Here is a 16500-nt window from a genome sequence, read left to right as displayed (position 1 = left end):
GCGACGGGCCCCACACCATCAGGTGTGGGGCCCGTCGCTCTGTCTAGCGCAGAGCAGCTGGTTTTGTTACCGAGCGGCCAACGACGCGAGTACCTCCCGCATCGAGATGCCGAAGCGTTCGCCATCTCCGCGGCGAACCACGAAGGCGTTCGCGGGCTTGTTCAGATGCCCGCGCCAGTCGGCGATGGTCTCACCGTCGGTCATTGCACCGCCCAGCTGAACGTCGACCACTGTTTCCTCCGCGTCGATCAGGGTCGGGTCCAGGGCCGCACCAACAACGAACGGGTCGTGAATGTGGGCGCCATAGAAACCGTCGGCTTCTTGATGAAACTCGAAGTAAAAACGCAGGCTGTTTCTCACCAGGTCGAGCACAGGATTGCCGAGAGGAGTAGCCATGATGCTGACGTCATCAGTGCGCTCACATTCGAGACCGGCCGCCTGCGCTATCTCGACGATGTGCGGCGCCTTGATGATGGAAGTTTCCGTGACATCGAGACCCATGATCGTAATCGGGCGCGCACCGCGCGGCGCAGCAACACTCCACTGATGAAAGACGACTCGTGCGGCCTCGGGGTCCACATGGATGTTCCATTCCACCCGAGGCGCCGCATTTCCGGCTTGAAAGAAAGTGCCACCCATGACAAAAACGTCTCGCAAGAGCAGCGGGAGATTGGGCTCGCGAAGCACAGCCGCAGCGAGGTTGGTGAGGGGGCCGAGGGTGACGAGGGTGATCTCCCCAGGCCGACTGCGTGCCGACTCGACAATCAAATCCACCGCCGAGCGTTCAGATTCTGCGCGAGGGGGAGACACCTCGGCATACCCGATTCCGTGGGGACCGTGGGTCTCGGGGGTTGTCTCAAGCGGTCGAGCGATAGGGCCCGCTGCGCCTCGAGCAACCTCGACATCGTCGCAGCCAGCAATGTGCAAGACACCGAGCGTATTGTGCACGACGTCGCCAATGTCCACGTTGCCCGCGACGGTGCTTACCCCGACGAGTTCGATTTCGGGGTGAGCACCAGCATAGAGAAGCGCCAGAGTGTCATCGATGCCAGTGTCTGCATCGATGATCATTGGCATTGGACCACTCGGTCGAACTGAGGAACGTGCAGGCAGGTCTCGAATGTGGCGCATGGTTACTTTCAGTAGGCGGTCGTGATGGTTAGGTGATGTGGTCGGATGAGGTTGTGGAATGCAGACCAGAATCGATAGTCGATTTGTGGGTTGATGAGGTCTGGACCTGGGCGTCGCGCATTCAGCGCTTCGGTGAGCACACCGCACGCGTAGATGGTCTGCATCCGGATTTCGTTTTCCCAATCCGACCCGGCAGGAATGATCTGCCCGGTGTCGACCGCTTCTGCGAGCGGAGGCGAATAGCTCAATACGTTCATCGCACGCAGGGCGGCGGGCACAATATAGTCGGCGAACACCGCAAGCGAGTCGACATCTTCGAGATGAACCAACCCCAACCGGTGCAACGTCCATACGCCCAGCTGCGCGAGTTTGAGAATCGTCACGGGCTCCCCGTGCAGCACTGACGAGTCGTCGAACGGAGAAAACTCGGCAACGAGCCGCTCGACCAGCCCATTGCCATCAGCGAACGCTCGTGGGTCGCAGCTTTCAACGAATCGCCAGAATCGACCTTCGTAGTGCTCGACGAGCACAGCGCCGATCGTGCGCAACACCGCAGCCCGTTCCGCGAGCAACGGGATCTCGCGTGGTCCATGAAGCACCGCGCCGAGTTGCTCTGTGCCGACCTGAGCCAGCCATGCTCCATCAAGTACCGGAATGCCCGCGGCATGGGCTTGTTCAAACCGTGCGAACATCGCGTCGGCATCGATGAGCTCGACGCCCTCGACCGACACGGACCACGGAATCTGGGTTTCGAAGTCGGTGTAGGCGAAGTTGATTGCCACAGTAACCAGAGTGAAATCGATTTGCTGCTGAGGGCTAGCCAATGACGGCCGCGCGGGATCTGACGCGACCGACTCGAGCGAGGCGAACTCTTCAAACCGCATCCAATCGGCGACAGCCGCAAGTTTCGCTCGGTCCAGCAGCACATCGCGACAGAGTGGATGAACAACAGCGGCACTGGCGAGAACCGGGTGTGCCCATGCGGCGCTTTGTGCGGGGGATTCAACAGATGACGCCACGGACTATTCCTCTGATCTTCGATAGGTAATGCCAACGGATGCTGGCGGTCGGAGAGTGCGGTGCGCGCCCAGTAGTACCAGCAGTGTCACGAGGTACGGCGCGATGCTCACGAGCTCCGTAGGCACGCCATCTCCGTAGAAGAACCACAGCAACACGGGGACTCCGAACGCGAGGTACCAAAACGACTCGCGGTGCCTGCCAGCTGCGAACAGCCAGATGAAGCGAGCGAGCAGGAGGACGGCTCCCAAAAGCAACAGCGCGCCAACCGAGGCTTCTTGTCTTGTGCGGAGCGCATCCGTGAAGCCGAATAGAAGGCTTCCCGTGAGCACGCCCCCCGGGTGCCAGTTGCCGAAGATCACGGTGGCCAGACCGATGAACCCTCGTCCACCAATCTGTCCTTCCCGGTACAGCGAGCTAGCCGCAACCACCATGTATGCGCCGCCAAGCCCTGCGAGCCCTCCTGAGATCGCCTGTGTGATGTAGTGAATTCGGTAGGGGGAAACTCCCAGCGAGTCCGCGGCGGCGGGGTTCTCACCCGTTGCCCGCACCCGCAACCCGAAGCGGGTTCTTGTCAGGATCCACCAGGTCAGCGGCACGAGCGAAAACGCGATGAGGGTTCCGTACGACACATTGGTGAGCAAGCCGAGAGTGATGTTCGCGGCGTCCGAGAGGAAGAGAATGCCGGCGCTCGAGAGTGGTTCGAGGACTTGTTCGGCACCGGGAAAAGTGAGTAGGGGCAGTTGCTCAAGCGTGGGTGACTGACTGATGCTGCCGCCCGGCTCGTTGGCGAACGTCACCGACGAAAGAAACCGCACGATGCCGATGGCCATCATGTTGATGACGATGCCTGAGATTGCCTGGTCGATACCAAAAGTCTGGGTAAGAAGTCCTTGGAACAGGCCCGAGAGAGTGCCGCCGATCACACCGCCCAGCAGCGCTGCCCAGGGGCCATATGAGAGCCCTACCCATGCTCCTGTCCAGGAGCCAATAATCATCATTCCGTCGAGGCCGATGTTGAGCGTTCCACCGCGCTCCGCCCACAATCCGCCCAACCCTGCGAGCAGAATGGGCACCGTGAATCGCAGGGTTGCGCTGGCAAGCCCCTCGGAGGTGAGGTCGGGAGTCTCTGCCCACACTGCGATGAGGGGCATTGACATGGCGATCAGAACAACCCAGACCCAGCGAGGAACGCGCCGGGACTTTGTTCGCACTGGTGAGGCATGCAATGTCGTCGTCATGCCGTGGGCTCCTTCGCGGCAGCAAACAATGCGGCTCGTTTTCGTTCGCGTGCCGCAGAGTAACGGTGAACCAATTCATAGGAGGTGACCACGGCGAGCAGAACGACGGCCTGTACCACCTGAATCACCTCTTTTGGCACCCCGATGAGGTCTAGCGGAAGCGCACATCGCTCGAGAAATGCCCACAAGAGTGCGGCGAAAGCTACGCCGATGGGGTGGTTTCTGCCCACGATGGCGATTGATAGCCCCGCCCACGCCAGCCCCGCCGGAAAACTGATGCCGTAGCGGTGCGTGGAGCCGAGAAGCTCGGGAAGACCGCACAGTCCGGCGATAACGCCCGAGACCACCATCGTGAGCAGAATCATGCGCTTCGGATTGATTCCCGCCAACAGTGATGCCCGAGGGGCCGAACCGACTGCGATGAGTTGGAAACCGAACCTGGTGCGTGTCGTGAGGTACCAATAGCCGAAGCCGACCGCGATGGCGATCACGGTGAACCCGTAGATGTCGCCAGCGCCCGGCACGGTAATGGCGGGGAGCCAGCCGGATTCGGGGATGAGTGCTGTTTGGATGTTGTTGCTGCCCTCATCCTGAACGCCGAGTTGTGACGGGGAGATCAAGAAGGCGATGATGCCCGTAGCGATGGCGTTCAGCATGATGGTGCTGATCACTTCTGAGACACCGCGCTGCGCTTTCAAGTAACCCGCGATTGCTGCGTACGCGCCAGCCACGCAGGCGGCGACGGCGATCATGATCGGAATGTGCAAGAACCACGGGAGCGAGAGCCAGCCGCCGATGACCGCGGCAAAGAACACTCCGAGTCGGTACTGCCCATCGATACCGATGTTGAACAGGTACATCCGGAACCCGATCGCGGCCGCAAGGCCCGCAATGTAATAGGTCGTGCCCTTGTTGACGATCGCGATGGTGCCCTCAGGGGTGAGTGCGTACTGACCAACGACCGATACGACAGCGAGTGGGCTTGTTCCGTAGAGCGCGAGCACGACGCCCAAGAGCGCCATGGCGAAGATCAGCGAGAGACCGACCGCGACGATGTGCAGTGAGCTTGTGGCGAGACGCGGACTGTTCACGGTGCGGCGCAAGAAACTCGTGACGCCGAGAATGAATGGGTGGCTATTGATCTTCATTCGGACCCTGCCGTCATGGATTGGCCGATCGCTGCGCGTGTGGCCGTGTCGGGATCAAACTGGGCGGTAATGCGACCGCGCGATATCACGGCGATGCGGTCAGAGAGAGTGGTGAGCTCGTCCATGTCGGTGCTAACGAGCAATACCGCCATTCCTGATTCGGCGGCATCAATCAGGCGCGACCAGATCTGCCGCTGCGCACCGATATCGACACCGCGCGTTGGCTGCGCGGCGATCAGTACGGTGGGATTTGCGTCAAGCTCTCGCCCCACAATGAACTTCTGCTGGTTTCCCCCCGACAGGGCGGAGGCAAGCACATTGATCGAGGGTGTGCGCACATCTGAGGTGTCGACGACGTGTTGCGCTGCCGCGCGGACGTTGCGCACCCGAACATGACCGCGGCGACTCAGCGCGGGATCGTGGGTGTGGCCGAGCAACCGCGATAGCCAGAGGGGCTGGTCTGTCAGGAGGCCTTCGCGTTGACGGTCTTGGGGAATGCAACCGAGACCTCCCGCACGCCGATCCAGGGCAGAAACGCCGACCATGTCATTGCCATCGATCAGAACCTGCCCAGAACTCAACGGCATAACGCCGAGGACGGCTTCGATGAGTTCGTCTTGCCCGTTGCCCTCAACTCCGGCAACGCCGACAATCTCTCCGCGACCCACATGCAGATCGATACCGCGGAGGCGAACACCGTTCTCAGCGATCCCATGTGCATCGCGTATTTCGAGCGCTATGGCGCGGTCGGCCTGGGATGGCCGGCGCGGAAGTTCGAGCGGCGCTGAACCCACCATGAGCACGGCAAGTTCAGTGGCGGCAACGTCTCCTGGAACGACATCGGCGACGACGCGGCCCGATCGCATGACTGTGACGTGGTCGCTGGAGGCAAGCACCTCGTCGAGGTGGTGGGAGATAAAGATGACGGTGAGTCCGTTTGCGCACATCTCGCGGAGTCGCCGTAACAGGTCTTCTGCTTCTTGCACCGTCAAAAGAGCGGTTGGCTCATCAAGGATGAGGATGCGAGCGCCACGGTAGAGCACTTTGATCAACTCAATACGCTGGCGAACTCCGACGCCTAAATCGCGCACCATCGCATCGGGATCTATTGCGAGACCGTAGGTGTCACAGATCTCGAGAATCTTTGCGCGTGCAGCCGCGCGGTCAACGACCCCGCGCCGCAGGGGTTCTGCGCCAAGGATGATGTTTTCGAGCGCGGAGATGTTCTCGGCAAGCTTGAAATGCTGAAAGACCATGCCGATCCCAGCGGCGATGGCATCCGCGGGTGAGCCGAAGTTCTTCAGCTCACCCGCGACGCGCAGCGTGCCGCTGTCGGGCTGGGTCGCCCCGTAGAGCACCTTCATCAGCGTGGACTTCCCGGCGCCGTTTTCGCCTACGATCGCATGCACAGTGTGCGCGGCGACCGAGATGCTGACATCGGCATTCGCGATGACACCGGGGTAAGTCTTCGTGATGGAGGTGAGTTCTACTGCGGGCTGATCCATGATGAAGCGGACTCTCTGTCGCGGCCTACTCGACGGTCGTCGGCACGACGATCTCGCCCGCGCTGATCTGCGCGGAGAAGTCGTCGATGGCAGCGATGGTTTCAGATGAGAGGAAGTCGCCGCTGGTGGAATAGCTGACGCCGCCCGTGGACAGATCGAAGAGCGTTGTACCTGCGGTGGCCGTGCCATCAAGAACACCCGTGATGAAGGACTCAACACCGACATCGACGCGCTTGAGCATCGAAGTCAGGACGACCTCGTTGAGAGGCGTGTCGGTCGTCTCGTACTGGTCGCTGTCCACGCCGATTGCCCACGCGCCTGCAGTTTCAGCAGATTCGAAAACTCCGAGACCCGATCCACCTGCTGCGGCGAAGATGACGTCGACTCCCGAGTCGTACATGCCGTTTGCTGCTTCGGCGCCGCGCTGGGGGTCGTTGAAGCCGTTGAAGTCCGGCGGCTCCGAGAGGTAGGTCGCCGACAACTCGACGTCTGGATTCGCGGCGAGTGCGCCCGCATCGAAACCGGCCTGGAACTCGTTGATCAGCGGGATATTGACGCCACCGATGAACCCGACCTTGCCTGTCGTGGATTCCATCGCTGCCGCGACGCCGACCAGGAACGAGCCTTCGTTCGCCGAGAACATCAGAGAAGCGACGTTGGGCTGGTCGACTGTGTCGTCGTCCACGATTGCGAACCAGGTGTCGGGGTAGTCGGGAGCAACCTCACTGAGCGCGGTGGCATAGAGATAGCCGACGGCGATGATGGGGTTGGCGCCACCCTGCGCCATCAGGTCGAGGCGCGCGGTGCGATCAGCGTCGGTGTCTTCTGCACGTGCCGTAGATTCGAGCACCTCGCCGCCGGAGGCTTCTGCGGCTTCAATGGCACCGGCGTAGGCGAGGTCGTTGAACCCGCCGTCGCCGCGCCCGCCTAGATCGTAGGCGACGCCCACGGTGAACTCGGCTTCCTGGGTTGTCTCTTCCGAGTTGGACGAGTCCGACGAACATGCGGTGAGGACGAGCGCGGCGGCGGCGAGGAGGCCGAGCGCAGTGGACAGAGTGCGATTTCTCATGGTGCCCTTTCGTGAAGTGCCCTATCCATGCGGTGAGGCAGCGATAGGCGGAATGGCGGTGCGTATGCAGAACTGTGGCACCGCCCCGAGCTTTCTCTTGCAGAAAAAGCTCGGGGTTTACAGCCTGTTTACGTGAGGCTCTGTTGGATGTCCGGGCTTGTCACGAGCGGGGGCACAGAGGCACAGAGGGGTGTGTCGAAGGTGGACGTGCGCGCCGGCCTGTCTCTCTGTGTCCCTGTCTGTAACGACGAGGAGCCCCTGGATACCCGGCCTGTAACCACCCTGTAAAAACAGGGTTTCGGAGGCGTTTTCGATGAGTGGACGCTGCCGCCCGACAGTTAGCGTGACTGGTGCCGGGTACAAGAGACAGACACCGGCCGCGCCGACAGGTGCACGCCTACTTCGGAGGAAAAATGGCATCCGCCAAGCCCGACAGCTTCGCTATCGCGATCGCGCAACCGATTGTACGAACCGACCCAGACCACTCGGCGAACGTGTCACACGCGGTGACGTTGATCGAACGCGCGGCCGCGTGCGGTGCCGATCTTGTGCTCTTCCCCGAGCACAGCCCGGGACCTTTTCGCGAAGGCCAGAACTATGACGCGAGCAAGGCGCTCGCCGACGCAGCGATTGCTCATCACATCAACGTGGTGTGGAGTCGGATGGAAGAGTGCGCCGATGATCTCTGGCGACTGGTGGTCTATGTGGTCGGCAGAGATGGAAGTACGGTCTTTCGCTACGAGCGCACGCACCCCGCAACGGTACCTAGCGCAGATACGGGCGGCTTCGTGGCGCCCGGGTCAGAGCTGGGATCCTTCGAAATCGAGGGCATCCCCATCGGAATAGCAGTTTGTTCTGAACTGTGGATTCCAGAGACGACGCGTGTTCTCGCCTTGCGTGGGGCCGAGATCATTCTTTCGCCCGCCGGTGGGCATTTCACTGCCCTCACGAAGAACTGGCAGGTTCTGGCGCGGGCGAGGGCAATTGAGAACCATTGCTACGTTGCGCTGACCAACAATGTCTACGGGGCAGAGCAGGGAGCCGCGATGATTGCGGGACCTGAGCATGTTCTCGTCGAGGCCGGCCGTGCCGAGCTCGCTGTCGCGACGGTAGATCTCAAGCGTGCGCGTTGGCTACGCGATACTGACGACTCACTCGCCGAACCGAAGCCTTTCGACTCCATTCCGGGGTTGTTGCGCGCGCGGCGACCAGCGCTCTACGACGAGTTGGTCAGTGCTCGCGACGACGATTTCGACTACGACGGAAACCGATAATGACTGAGTTTATTGTTCGCGGCGGGTACGTTCTGACTGCCGCCCCTGATTCCTCCGAGACCCCAGGACTGATCCGCGACGGTGCCGTTTACGTCAAGGACGGTCTGATTGCCGAGGTTGGTACTTTTGCCGCGATCACGGCAGCCCATCCCGGCTTACCGGTTTCGGGGGGCGCGCACGACATCGTGACGCCGGGATTCGTGAACACCCACGGACACTTCTCGGAGGGGTTGATCACTGGCATCGCGTCGCAGTTCACGCTGTGGGAGTGGATTCACGCGCTCATCCGGCCGGTATCGCCATTCTTGGACCGGGAAAAGGCCTACCTCGGCACGATGCTGGCGGGCTCGCAGATGCTTCTCAGCGGCATCACCACGGCAAACGACATGTTCGTCACTGACCCGCGGCCCGATGCGCCGGTGACACCCGGCGTCGTGGCGGCGCTAGATGAGCTCAACCTGCGCGGTGTTGTGTCATTCGGCGCGGGAGACAAGGGCTCGGATCGCGGCATCGACGTCGAATTTGATGAGCACCACGCTCTACGAGAAGCCGCGGAGAGCAGTCGCCTCTCGACGTTCCGTGTCGGCATCGGTGCGGTGGGCGGGCAAAGTCCCGAGATGTTCCGGCGGTCGATTGACTACGCTACGGGCGGTGGGCACGGCGTGCACATTCACCTGCAGGAGGTGCGAGAAGAAGTCACCGCGACCATGCAACAGACGGGTCTCACCGCGATCGCGCATAGCGAGCGCGAAGGTCTGTTTGCCGCTCCCACGCTCGCCGCGCACTGCGTCTGGGTAGACCGTGCCGACCGCGAGATTCTTGCGCACAACCACGTGGGTGTCGCGCATAACCCCGTGTCGAACATGATTCTCGCGTCAGGCGCGGCTCCCATTGCCGAGCTTCGCCAATTGGGAGTGGATGTCGGCATTGGTGTCGACGGCCCTGCGTCCAACGATTCACAAGACATGATGCAAGCAATCAAATCGGCGGCGCTGCTGGCGCGGGTTACCGATATGCAGGCCACCGCGATGAGTGCGTTCGAAGCGTTTGAGATGGCAACCATCGGGGGTGCGAGGTCGTTGCGGATGTCGGAGAAGATCGGGTCACTCGAGCCTGGCAAGGTCGCCGACATCGTTCTGTTCGATGGAGATTCCCTCGCGCTTGCCAACATCCACGATCCTTATCAGGCAGTCGTCTTTGCGGCAGGAGCACGTGACATCTCTGCGGTCTGGGTGGACGGAGAACAGAGCGTTCGCGATGGGCAGGTCTCTCGGATCGATCCGACCGAAATGGTGAAACGTTCTCGCCCGCACGCGCGGGAACTGATGCGTGCTGCAGGGCTTGGCCATCTGTCGGACCTCGCGGAAGGTGGACATCGATGAGCGCCGATGCGTCACTGCTCACTCATGAAGCACGCAAGCCGTCTTCGCAACGCAAGATTCGCGCTCCGTTTGCTCTCGACGAGTCGATGTGTTTCTACTCGCCCCAGGAGAACGTAGATTCGCTGGATCACCCTCGGGTAGCGGCGTGGATTGACTTCGTCTCGAAGAAGTGGGCCCCTGAGCGTGACGCGCAGGAGCGTCCACGTATCGCGTTGCTCATCCCGTGTTGCAAATACAAGCCGTACCCCGTGAGTCGGGAGCACCGCGCCATCAACCACGCGTTGCTAGCGGCGGGGTGGCGCCCGACCGGAGGCGTAGCGGTTCCGGAAGCTCTTCTCGCAGTCCTGGATGAGGGAGAAGACCCCGACGTGCTTGATCTCTCGCCGTGGGAGAAGGACGGTGTGGTTCTCGACAGGTTCGTCGTGTCGGAGCCACTGGGAATCGTGCCCTACCCCTTGGCTTACGAGTGGGCAGGTGCGCAGAGCCCGGCGACTTCATACGATGACCCCGGACTCTTCGAGGCACGAGGCACCTCGGTCTCACCTGAACACCCAGACTTCTCGGCGACGCCGGGCGTGGGAAACGCGTGGAAGTGGGGTCCCTCAGAGCGGCAGTCCTACGTCGTCATGCATAACCGCATGGCCGAAGTCATCGCAGAAGTATTGACACGCGTCGAGAGCCGATACGCGAGCTTCGGGGCCTGGCTCTCGCCGGGACTCACCCACCGAAGCTTCATGGCAGGTAGCGCGCGGCGTGATGAGGACAATCTTCCACATGCCCGTCGCGGAGTAGACGATGTCGAGCTTGCTCTCGTAGGAGTAGGCGATCTGAAGGCTCCAGAAGTCACGATGATGCCAACGAAAGGGCAGCTTGAGACGGCGCGGGAACAGCTGGCGGTGCGTCTTGCTGCTCAGGGGCGCTCGCATACACCTGGCGCGGTGCGCGCGATCTTTGCTCGCGGAGACGGGCATGACACTCCGTTGGGGCTGCCTGAAGCGCTGAAGGTACTGACGAATTGGCTCGATGACTCCGCAGACGCGGCACGTCAGCAGGGAGCTTCCGCGTGAGCATCCATGAGATTCACGCTCCCGGCACCGGTGCTCTGCTGGGAGCGGTCGAAAAGATTGAAGTCGCAGATGTCGCGCGCATTGTCTCAGCCGCACGTGCGGCACTGCCGCAATGGCGACGCCGCGCACCTCACGACCGCGCGGAAATTCTGCGGCGTGCGTGCGTGCTCATCGCCAATGATTCCGAAGCACTCGCTCAGCTTCACGCCTCGGAATCGGGCAAGATCATTGCGCAGGCGCGATTCGAGGTGCGAGGTGCCGCACGGCTGCTCGAAGCCAACGCTGAGCTGGGACGCATGTGGGCGGGGACGATCGCACCCACCGGTGCATTGCCCGGGGGGGAACGTGACCTGACGATCGTGGAACGCGTACCACTGGGCGTCGTGGTCGCGGTCATCCCGTTCAATTTTCCGATTGAGCTCATGATCGAAAAAGCTGCCGCAGCACTGGCCGTGGGCAACGTCGTGATCGTCAAAGCGCCGCCGCAGAACCCGCTTGCAATCGGTCGCGTGGTTGACCTTCTGCATGAAGCAGGCGTGCCAGCCGACGTGCTCCAGATGGTCTCGGGAGATACTCCCGCGTCTGCAGCCTTGTGCGCGGCCGAAGGTGTGGATGCCGTGTCGTTGACTGGCTCCGTTGCGGCGGGCGTGGGTGTGGCCACAGCCACGGCGGCGCAATTGCGTCCTCTTCACCTTGAGCTCGGTGGCAATGGGGCGGCGCTGGTCATGCCCGACGCCGACCTCGATTACGTCGTATCTGAAACCCTGCGTGGCCGCCTCTTGATGAACGGTCAAGCATGCGCGGCGACCAAGCGTGTGCTGGCGCACCGCGACATCGCGGGGGAGCTGACTGATCGGCTCGAGGCGGCACTTTCTTCTATCACCCCCAGCGACCCCCTGGTTGAGAACGCACGACTAGGCCCGCTCATTGATGAACGCTCCGCTGCGCGCGTGAGTGCTCAAGTCGACCGTGCGATTGCACAGGGCGGACGCCGAGTGCTCGGCGCCTCAAATGACGGTGCATGGTTTGCCCCGACGCTCTTGACATCCGTGCCGACGAATGCGGCCGTGGCGATTGACGATGAGATATTCGGCCCTGTGGTCACGGTTGTTCCCGTCGACGACGCCCCCCACGGTGTGGCCGTTGCGAACGCCTCGCAGCTGCGATTGACCGCCGCTGTGTTCACACAAGACATCCCGACGGCGATGTCGATTGCCGCAGAGTTTGACTACGGCGGTGTCGTGATCAATGGAACGAACAACTATCGGCCACCGGTGGTTCCGTTCGGTGGCGTTGCTCTGGCAGGTGCCGGCCGCGAAGGCATCGGGTTCACCATCGAAGAAATGACCCGAACGCGCTTCATCGCGTTAAGAAACTTGCGCCCCGCGTGGGACGCGAATACGAAAGCTTGAGGAAAAGACGATGAGCGACAGCCTGTTGGTCGAAGATGCAACCATCGATTCGTACCGTGATCGGTTCGTTGCGCGCCTGTCTCAAACCGTTCCCGGTCGCAAAGAGTTTGTCGTTGGCAGCGCATCGGGTTGCACGCTGACGTCAGCTGAGGGTCGTGAGTATCTCGATATGACCTCAGGAATCGCGGTGGCGAACGTCGGTCACACCCACCCTGACGTCGTGGCCGCGATCATTGATCAAGCGCAGCGGTATTCGCACGTCAATGTGTACGGCCGGTTTGTGATTCCTGAGCAGGTAGAGGTCGTGGAGCGAATCACGTCTGTCACTGCGCCCGGTCTCGATGTCGCCTATCTGACGTCAAGCGGTGCGGAATCAACCGAGGGCGCACTGAAGCTCGCGCGGAAGTTCACGGGCCGCCCGAAGTTCGTTGCGTTCGAACGGTCATACCACGGCCGCACCCTTGGCGCTTTGTCTGTGAGCTGGAGAGAAGAGTGGCGTGCGCCCTTCGAGCCCTTGCTGGCTGAAGTGGAGTTTGTGCCGTTCGGCGACCTCGCCGCGGCAGCGGCGGCGATTGATGAGCGCACCGCCGCCGTCATCGTCGAGCCCATCCAGGGTGAGGGTGGAATTCGCATTCCCACCGACGACTTCTTGCCGGGCCTTCGTCAGCTCACCACGGATGCGGGTGCGCTCTTGATCGTTGACGAGGTGCAGGGCGGAATGGGCCGTTCGGGTCGTTGGTTCTCGCATCAGCACTGGGATGTCGTGCCCGACATCATCACGATGGCTAAAGCGCTGGGTGGTGGTCTGCCCCTCGGAGCAATCGTCTCGACGGCGGAGATCTTCGCGACATTCGTTGACCCGCCGCTCTCGCACCTCACAACGATGGGCGGAAACCCGGTCGCCTGTGCGGCGGGAATTGCGGCTTTCGACGTGATGGTTCGAGACAGCTTGGTTGAGGCATCCGCGCAGCAAGGCGAATACTTGCGCGCCCGCATGGGGGAAGTTCAGCGGGACTATCCAGAACGGATCATCGACATTCGGGGGCGCGGCCTCTGGTGCGCTTTCGAGGTCGCTGGTGATGGAAACCTTGTTGCGCGCGAGCTCCAGGAACGAGGCGTTCTTGTGGGTTCAGTTCTGAACTCTGCCGGAACCGTGCGCGTCACACCGCCATTGATCATTACGAAAGAGCAAATAGATCGGTTCGTCGCAGTGCTGCGCGAGGTCATCGAGACCGGTATCGGCATTGATGTCGCGGAAGATGCGTCATGAGCGCCACCGAGGTTCCTCGTGAGGAGGCCGTCGTCCGGGCAGCCTGGGTTTTGACGGCGGGGCCCGATGGTGCGGTACGAAACGGTGCGATTCACATTGCAGATGGCCAGATTCTGGCGGTCGGAGAGTTTGACAGCATCGCGGCGCGTGCTTCCGGTGTGCCCGTCGTCGGTGACGGCACGGGAATTCTTGCTCCCGGTTGGGTCAACACGCACACGCATCTCTCGGAGGCGCTTGCCACCGGGATGGGGTCGGAGCTCACCTTGTTCGAATGGGGGGAGAAGATCGTTGGCCCCCTGGGCGATGTCGTGACGGCACAGGATGCTGCCGAGGGCACCGCGTTGAAAGCTGTCGAACTTCTCCTGAGCGGAGTCACCACGGTCAACGACATGTTCGTGCACTCGAACCCGGGCTCTTACGCGAGCGTGGGCGTGGTGGAAGGGCTGGAACGCTCGGGTCTTCGCGGCATCGTGTCTTTCGGTGCCGAAGACATGGCGAACCCTGATGCGGGTCCGTGGGGCACGGTCGAAGAGATCCTCGACGAGCACGCGGCGTTGCGTGCGGCCGCCGATTCCAGTGACCTGGTCACCTTTCGCTACGGCATCGGCACGCTCTTGGGACAGAGCGATGAGTTGCTGTCGGCCGGAGCCGCTGCCTGTGAAGAGCACGGCTGGGGCATCCACACACATCTCGCCGAGACGCGAGAAGAGCTCGTCGTTGCGGCCGGGCGGTGGGGGCGGCGCACGATCGACCACGCTGAGCACCTGGGATTGCTGCATCGACCGCTCATCGCGGGGCACGCAGTCTGGGCCACGCGTCGCGACATCGATCTGCTGGCGTCGCGCGGGGTCGCCGTCGCGCACAACCCCGTTGCGAACATGATCCTTGGCTCGGGCGTCTGCCCCGTGCCCGACCTGCGTGCCGCCGGTATTGCTGTCGGCATCGGTACCGACGGGGCTGCGTCGAATGACTCGCAAGACATGTTGCAAGCAGTGAAGTCGGCAGCGCTCTTGCAGAAAGTTCACGCTTTGGATCCCAGCGTGATCGATGCGCAAACGGTCTTTGAGATGGGCACCATCGAGGGTGCGCGTGCGCTCGGGATCGATGATGTCGTGGGCAGCCTCGTGGCCGGAAAACGGGCCGATGTCGTGCTTTACCAAGACACAGTAGACGTCGCGATTGTGCATGACCCCTACGGTCAGCTTGTCTATGGCGCCTCGCCTCGATCGGTTTCGGCCGTGTGGGTTGATGGTCGCCGACTGGTTGACGATCATGTGTGCGTGACCGTGTCAGAGCGAGACCAGATTGTGCGATCGCGTCCGCTTGCGCAACGCATCGCCCGTGATTCGTCGTTGAGCAGCGCGGGATGGTCTGTGCTGTGACTTCGGCGGCGGAGCATCTTCGGGTCGCGGTGATCGGCGGTGGACACAACGGACTAGTCAGCGCCGTAACCCTGGCACGTGCAGGCTATGACGTCACCGTCATCGAGCAATCCGGTGAAGTGGGCGGATGCCTGTGGACCGCAACCGCAGCGTCTGGGGCACGGATCGAACGCGGCGCCATCGATCACGCCGGGGTGAGGCCGCTCGCCGACGAATTGGGGCTCGGCAAGTTCGGCCTCTCGTGGCGAGAAAGCGACCGGATGGCGGCGTTTCACATCGAGGGGCAAGAGCGAGTCTTCTATGCCGATGCCGCACAGACTGCCGCGGGGCTTGGCGACGACGAGGCCCGTTATCTCGAGCTGGTTGAACAGGCGAGCGCGCTCTTTGGAGCTCTTGAGATGTTCTCGGAACCCCCCACCCCCACTCAGCTCGGCGCGATGCTTTCGCGGCTGCGCGGCGGTGACGACATGTTCCGCACGGTGCTGATGTCGGCCGAGCGTGTCATCGCGACTGCGATCGGCGATGATCGCACCCGTGCGGCACTAGAGATGTATGCAGCGCATAGTCAGGTTCCACCCTGGGCACCGGGTTCGGGGTCGATGGCAATGTTGCTTCCGGGCTCACATGGCTCCCCCGCCGTACGCCCCGACGGAGGTTCGCGAGCACTCGCCGTTGCGCTGCGCGCCGCTCTCGAATCCGCGGGTGGGCGTGTGCTCGTCGATACCGCGGTCACGCGCATTCGTGAGAGAGATGCGGCAGTGTGGCTCGATCTGTCGACCGGAGACAGCGTGTGCGCAGATCGCATCATTTCAACGATTGATATCGTGCGCACGACCTCACTGTTGGAAGACCCGCCAGCGCAGATGGCCAAAACCGCGCGGACCACCATGTCGGGTGGGTTCAACGTGTCGGAGATGACCGTGTCGATCGCCCGTACCGGGCCGTCACCCGAGCTTCCGGGTGGACCCGACGCGATCACTTTCATTCAGAACAAAACCGGTGACCTTCGCCGGGGTTTCGGCGACATCGTCGCTGGGCGGGTGCCAAAGAGCCCATGGGCGATGGTGGCCAACATCCCACAGGATGACGCACGCTACAGCGCCACCTGGATCAGTTCTGTCGTGCCCTTGCACCGTGACAAAGGGGCATGGACAACGCGTGCAGAAGAACGCGCCGGGCGCGTCGTCGTCGATGCTGTATCTCAACAGCTCGACGTCGATCTCGCGGGCGACGGAGCAGAAGTGATCGTTTCGGGCCCGACGACCTGGCAGCAGCGGATCGGTGGCACCGGCAACCCCAACCACACCGACCTGACCATCGACCAGATGTTCGGGTGGCGGCCGGCCGGTGCTGCTGGCCATCGCACCGAGGTTCCCTGGCTGTATCTCGCGGGAGCAGGCACTCATCCGGGAGGCGGGCTTTCTGGCGCTTCTGGCCGGTCTTCGGCTCGTGCGCTGATGCGCGACCTGGGGTCGCATCGAAACCCTCGAGGAGTGCTGCGCGATGTCAGCTCGGAAGCCAGCGGGCTCTGGTCGGCGATGCGCTCATACCTCCAGTTACGTCAAGGGAGCCGGCCGTGAATGGCTCCACAGAGAAAGAGCC

General features: G+C 62.2%; 13 protein-coding genes. 7 read left to right on the top strand and 6 right to left on the bottom strand.

What is annotated here, in order from left to right:
* Window positions 1–66 precede the first annotated feature (66 nt).
* The 6 genes from AB0O81_RS07900 to AB0O81_RS07875 form a co-directional block, all read right to left on the bottom strand.
* Window positions 67–1077 carry a nucleoside hydrolase gene (locus AB0O81_RS07900; protein WP_363582989.1) on the bottom strand — a complete coding sequence of 337 codons (1011 nt, stop codon included), beginning with the start codon at window positions 1075–1077 and terminating at the stop codon, window positions 67–69.
* 62 nt (window positions 1078–1139) lie between these two features.
* A complete protein-coding gene (locus AB0O81_RS07895; protein ID WP_363582987.1) occupies window positions 1140–2150 on the bottom strand; it encodes a queuosine salvage family protein in 1011 nt (336 codons plus the stop codon).
* Window positions 2151–2153: 3 nt separating this feature from the next.
* Window positions 2154–3389 (bottom strand): ABC transporter permease, encoded by a 1236-nt coding sequence (locus AB0O81_RS07890; RefSeq protein WP_363582985.1) that lies wholly within the window; start codon window positions 3387–3389, stop codon window positions 2154–2156.
* On the bottom strand, window positions 3386–4537 hold the full coding sequence (locus tag AB0O81_RS07885) for an ABC transporter permease (RefSeq protein WP_363582983.1): 1152 nt from the start codon (window positions 4535–4537) through the stop codon (window positions 3386–3388). Before AB0O81_RS07885 ends, AB0O81_RS07890 begins: the two co-directional genes overlap by 4 nt.
* A complete protein-coding gene (locus AB0O81_RS07880) occupies window positions 4534–6042 on the bottom strand; it encodes an ABC transporter ATP-binding protein (protein ID WP_363582981.1) in 1509 nt (502 codons plus the stop codon). The genes AB0O81_RS07885 and AB0O81_RS07880 overlap by 4 nt, the downstream gene beginning before the upstream one ends.
* Window positions 6043–6067: 25 nt before the next feature.
* Window positions 6068–7111: a BMP family ABC transporter substrate-binding protein gene (locus tag AB0O81_RS07875; protein WP_363582979.1), complete on the bottom strand. Its 1044-nt coding sequence runs from the start codon at window positions 7109–7111 to the stop codon at window positions 6068–6070.
* Between the two features lie 413 nt (window positions 7112–7524).
* On the opposite strand from AB0O81_RS07875, the gene AB0O81_RS07870 reads away from it, so the two are divergent.
* Genes AB0O81_RS07870 through AB0O81_RS07840 form a run of 7 tightly spaced genes read left to right on the top strand, consistent with a single transcriptional unit; the run spans window position 7525 to window position 16478 of the window.
* On the top strand, window positions 7525–8385 hold the full coding sequence (locus AB0O81_RS07870) for a carbon-nitrogen hydrolase family protein (RefSeq protein ID WP_363582977.1): 861 nt from the start codon (window positions 7525–7527) through the stop codon (window positions 8383–8385).
* Window positions 8385–9767, top strand: a complete 1383-nt coding sequence (locus AB0O81_RS07865) for an amidohydrolase family protein (protein ID WP_363582975.1) — start codon at window positions 8385–8387, stop codon at window positions 9765–9767. Before AB0O81_RS07870 ends, AB0O81_RS07865 begins: the two co-directional genes overlap by 1 nt.
* Window positions 9764–10834: a hypothetical protein gene (locus tag AB0O81_RS07860; RefSeq protein ID WP_363582973.1), complete on the top strand. Its 1071-nt coding sequence runs from the start codon at window positions 9764–9766 to the stop codon at window positions 10832–10834. Before AB0O81_RS07865 ends, AB0O81_RS07860 begins: the two co-directional genes overlap by 4 nt.
* Window positions 10831–12246, top strand: a complete 1416-nt coding sequence (locus AB0O81_RS07855; protein ID WP_363582971.1) for an aldehyde dehydrogenase family protein — start codon at window positions 10831–10833, stop codon at window positions 12244–12246. The genes AB0O81_RS07860 and AB0O81_RS07855 overlap by 4 nt, the downstream gene beginning before the upstream one ends.
* 10 nt (window positions 12247–12256) lie before the next feature.
* Window positions 12257–13516, top strand: a complete 1260-nt coding sequence (locus AB0O81_RS07850) for an aspartate aminotransferase family protein (protein ID WP_363582969.1) — start codon at window positions 12257–12259, stop codon at window positions 13514–13516.
* Entirely contained in the window at window positions 13513–14898 is a 1386-nt protein-coding gene (locus AB0O81_RS07845; protein ID WP_363582967.1) for an amidohydrolase family protein, read from the top strand. Before AB0O81_RS07850 ends, AB0O81_RS07845 begins: the two co-directional genes overlap by 4 nt.
* Window positions 14895–16478 (top strand): NAD(P)/FAD-dependent oxidoreductase, encoded by a 1584-nt coding sequence (locus tag AB0O81_RS07840; protein WP_363582965.1) that lies wholly within the window; start codon window positions 14895–14897, stop codon window positions 16476–16478. The genes AB0O81_RS07845 and AB0O81_RS07840 overlap by 4 nt, the downstream gene beginning before the upstream one ends.
* Window positions 16479–16500: the final 22 nt, after the last annotated feature.

It is taken from the genome of Microbacterium sp. NPDC076911, from assembly GCF_040687125.1.
In the GTDB taxonomy this organism is placed as follows: Bacteria; Actinomycetota; Actinomycetes; order Actinomycetales; family Microbacteriaceae; genus Microbacterium.
Note: the sequence above shows the minus strand (reverse complement) of the source record. Positions and strands in the feature narration are given on the sequence as shown.

Bases quoted from the DNA above. Each gene is read 5' to 3' on its own strand.
- AB0O81_RS07900 (WP_363582989.1), bottom strand. From the start codon at position 1,077: ATGCCAATGATCATCGATGCAGACACTGGCATCGATGACACTCTGGCG.
- AB0O81_RS07890 (WP_363582985.1), bottom strand. From the start codon at position 3,389: ATGACGACGACATTGCATGCCTCACCAGTGCGAACAAAGTCCCGGCGC.
- AB0O81_RS07885 (WP_363582983.1), bottom strand. From the start codon at position 4,537: ATGAAGATCAATAGCCACCCATTCATTCTCGGCGTCACGAGTTTCTTG.
- AB0O81_RS07880 (WP_363582981.1), bottom strand. From the start codon at position 6,042: ATGGATCAGCCCGCAGTAGAACTCACCTCCATCACGAAGACTTACCCC.
- AB0O81_RS07875 (WP_363582979.1), bottom strand. From the start codon at position 7,111: ATGAGAAATCGCACTCTGTCCACTGCGCTCGGCCTCCTCGCCGCCGCC.
- AB0O81_RS07870 (WP_363582977.1), top strand. From the start codon at position 7,525: ATGGCATCCGCCAAGCCCGACAGCTTCGCTATCGCGATCGCGCAACCG.
- AB0O81_RS07865 (WP_363582975.1), top strand. From the start codon at position 8,385: ATGACTGAGTTTATTGTTCGCGGCGGGTACGTTCTGACTGCCGCCCCT.
- AB0O81_RS07860 (WP_363582973.1), top strand. From the start codon at position 9,764: ATGAGCGCCGATGCGTCACTGCTCACTCATGAAGCACGCAAGCCGTCT.
- AB0O81_RS07850 (WP_363582969.1), top strand. From the start codon at position 12,257: ATGAGCGACAGCCTGTTGGTCGAAGATGCAACCATCGATTCGTACCGT.
- AB0O81_RS07845 (WP_363582967.1), top strand. From the start codon at position 13,513: ATGAGCGCCACCGAGGTTCCTCGTGAGGAGGCCGTCGTCCGGGCAGCC.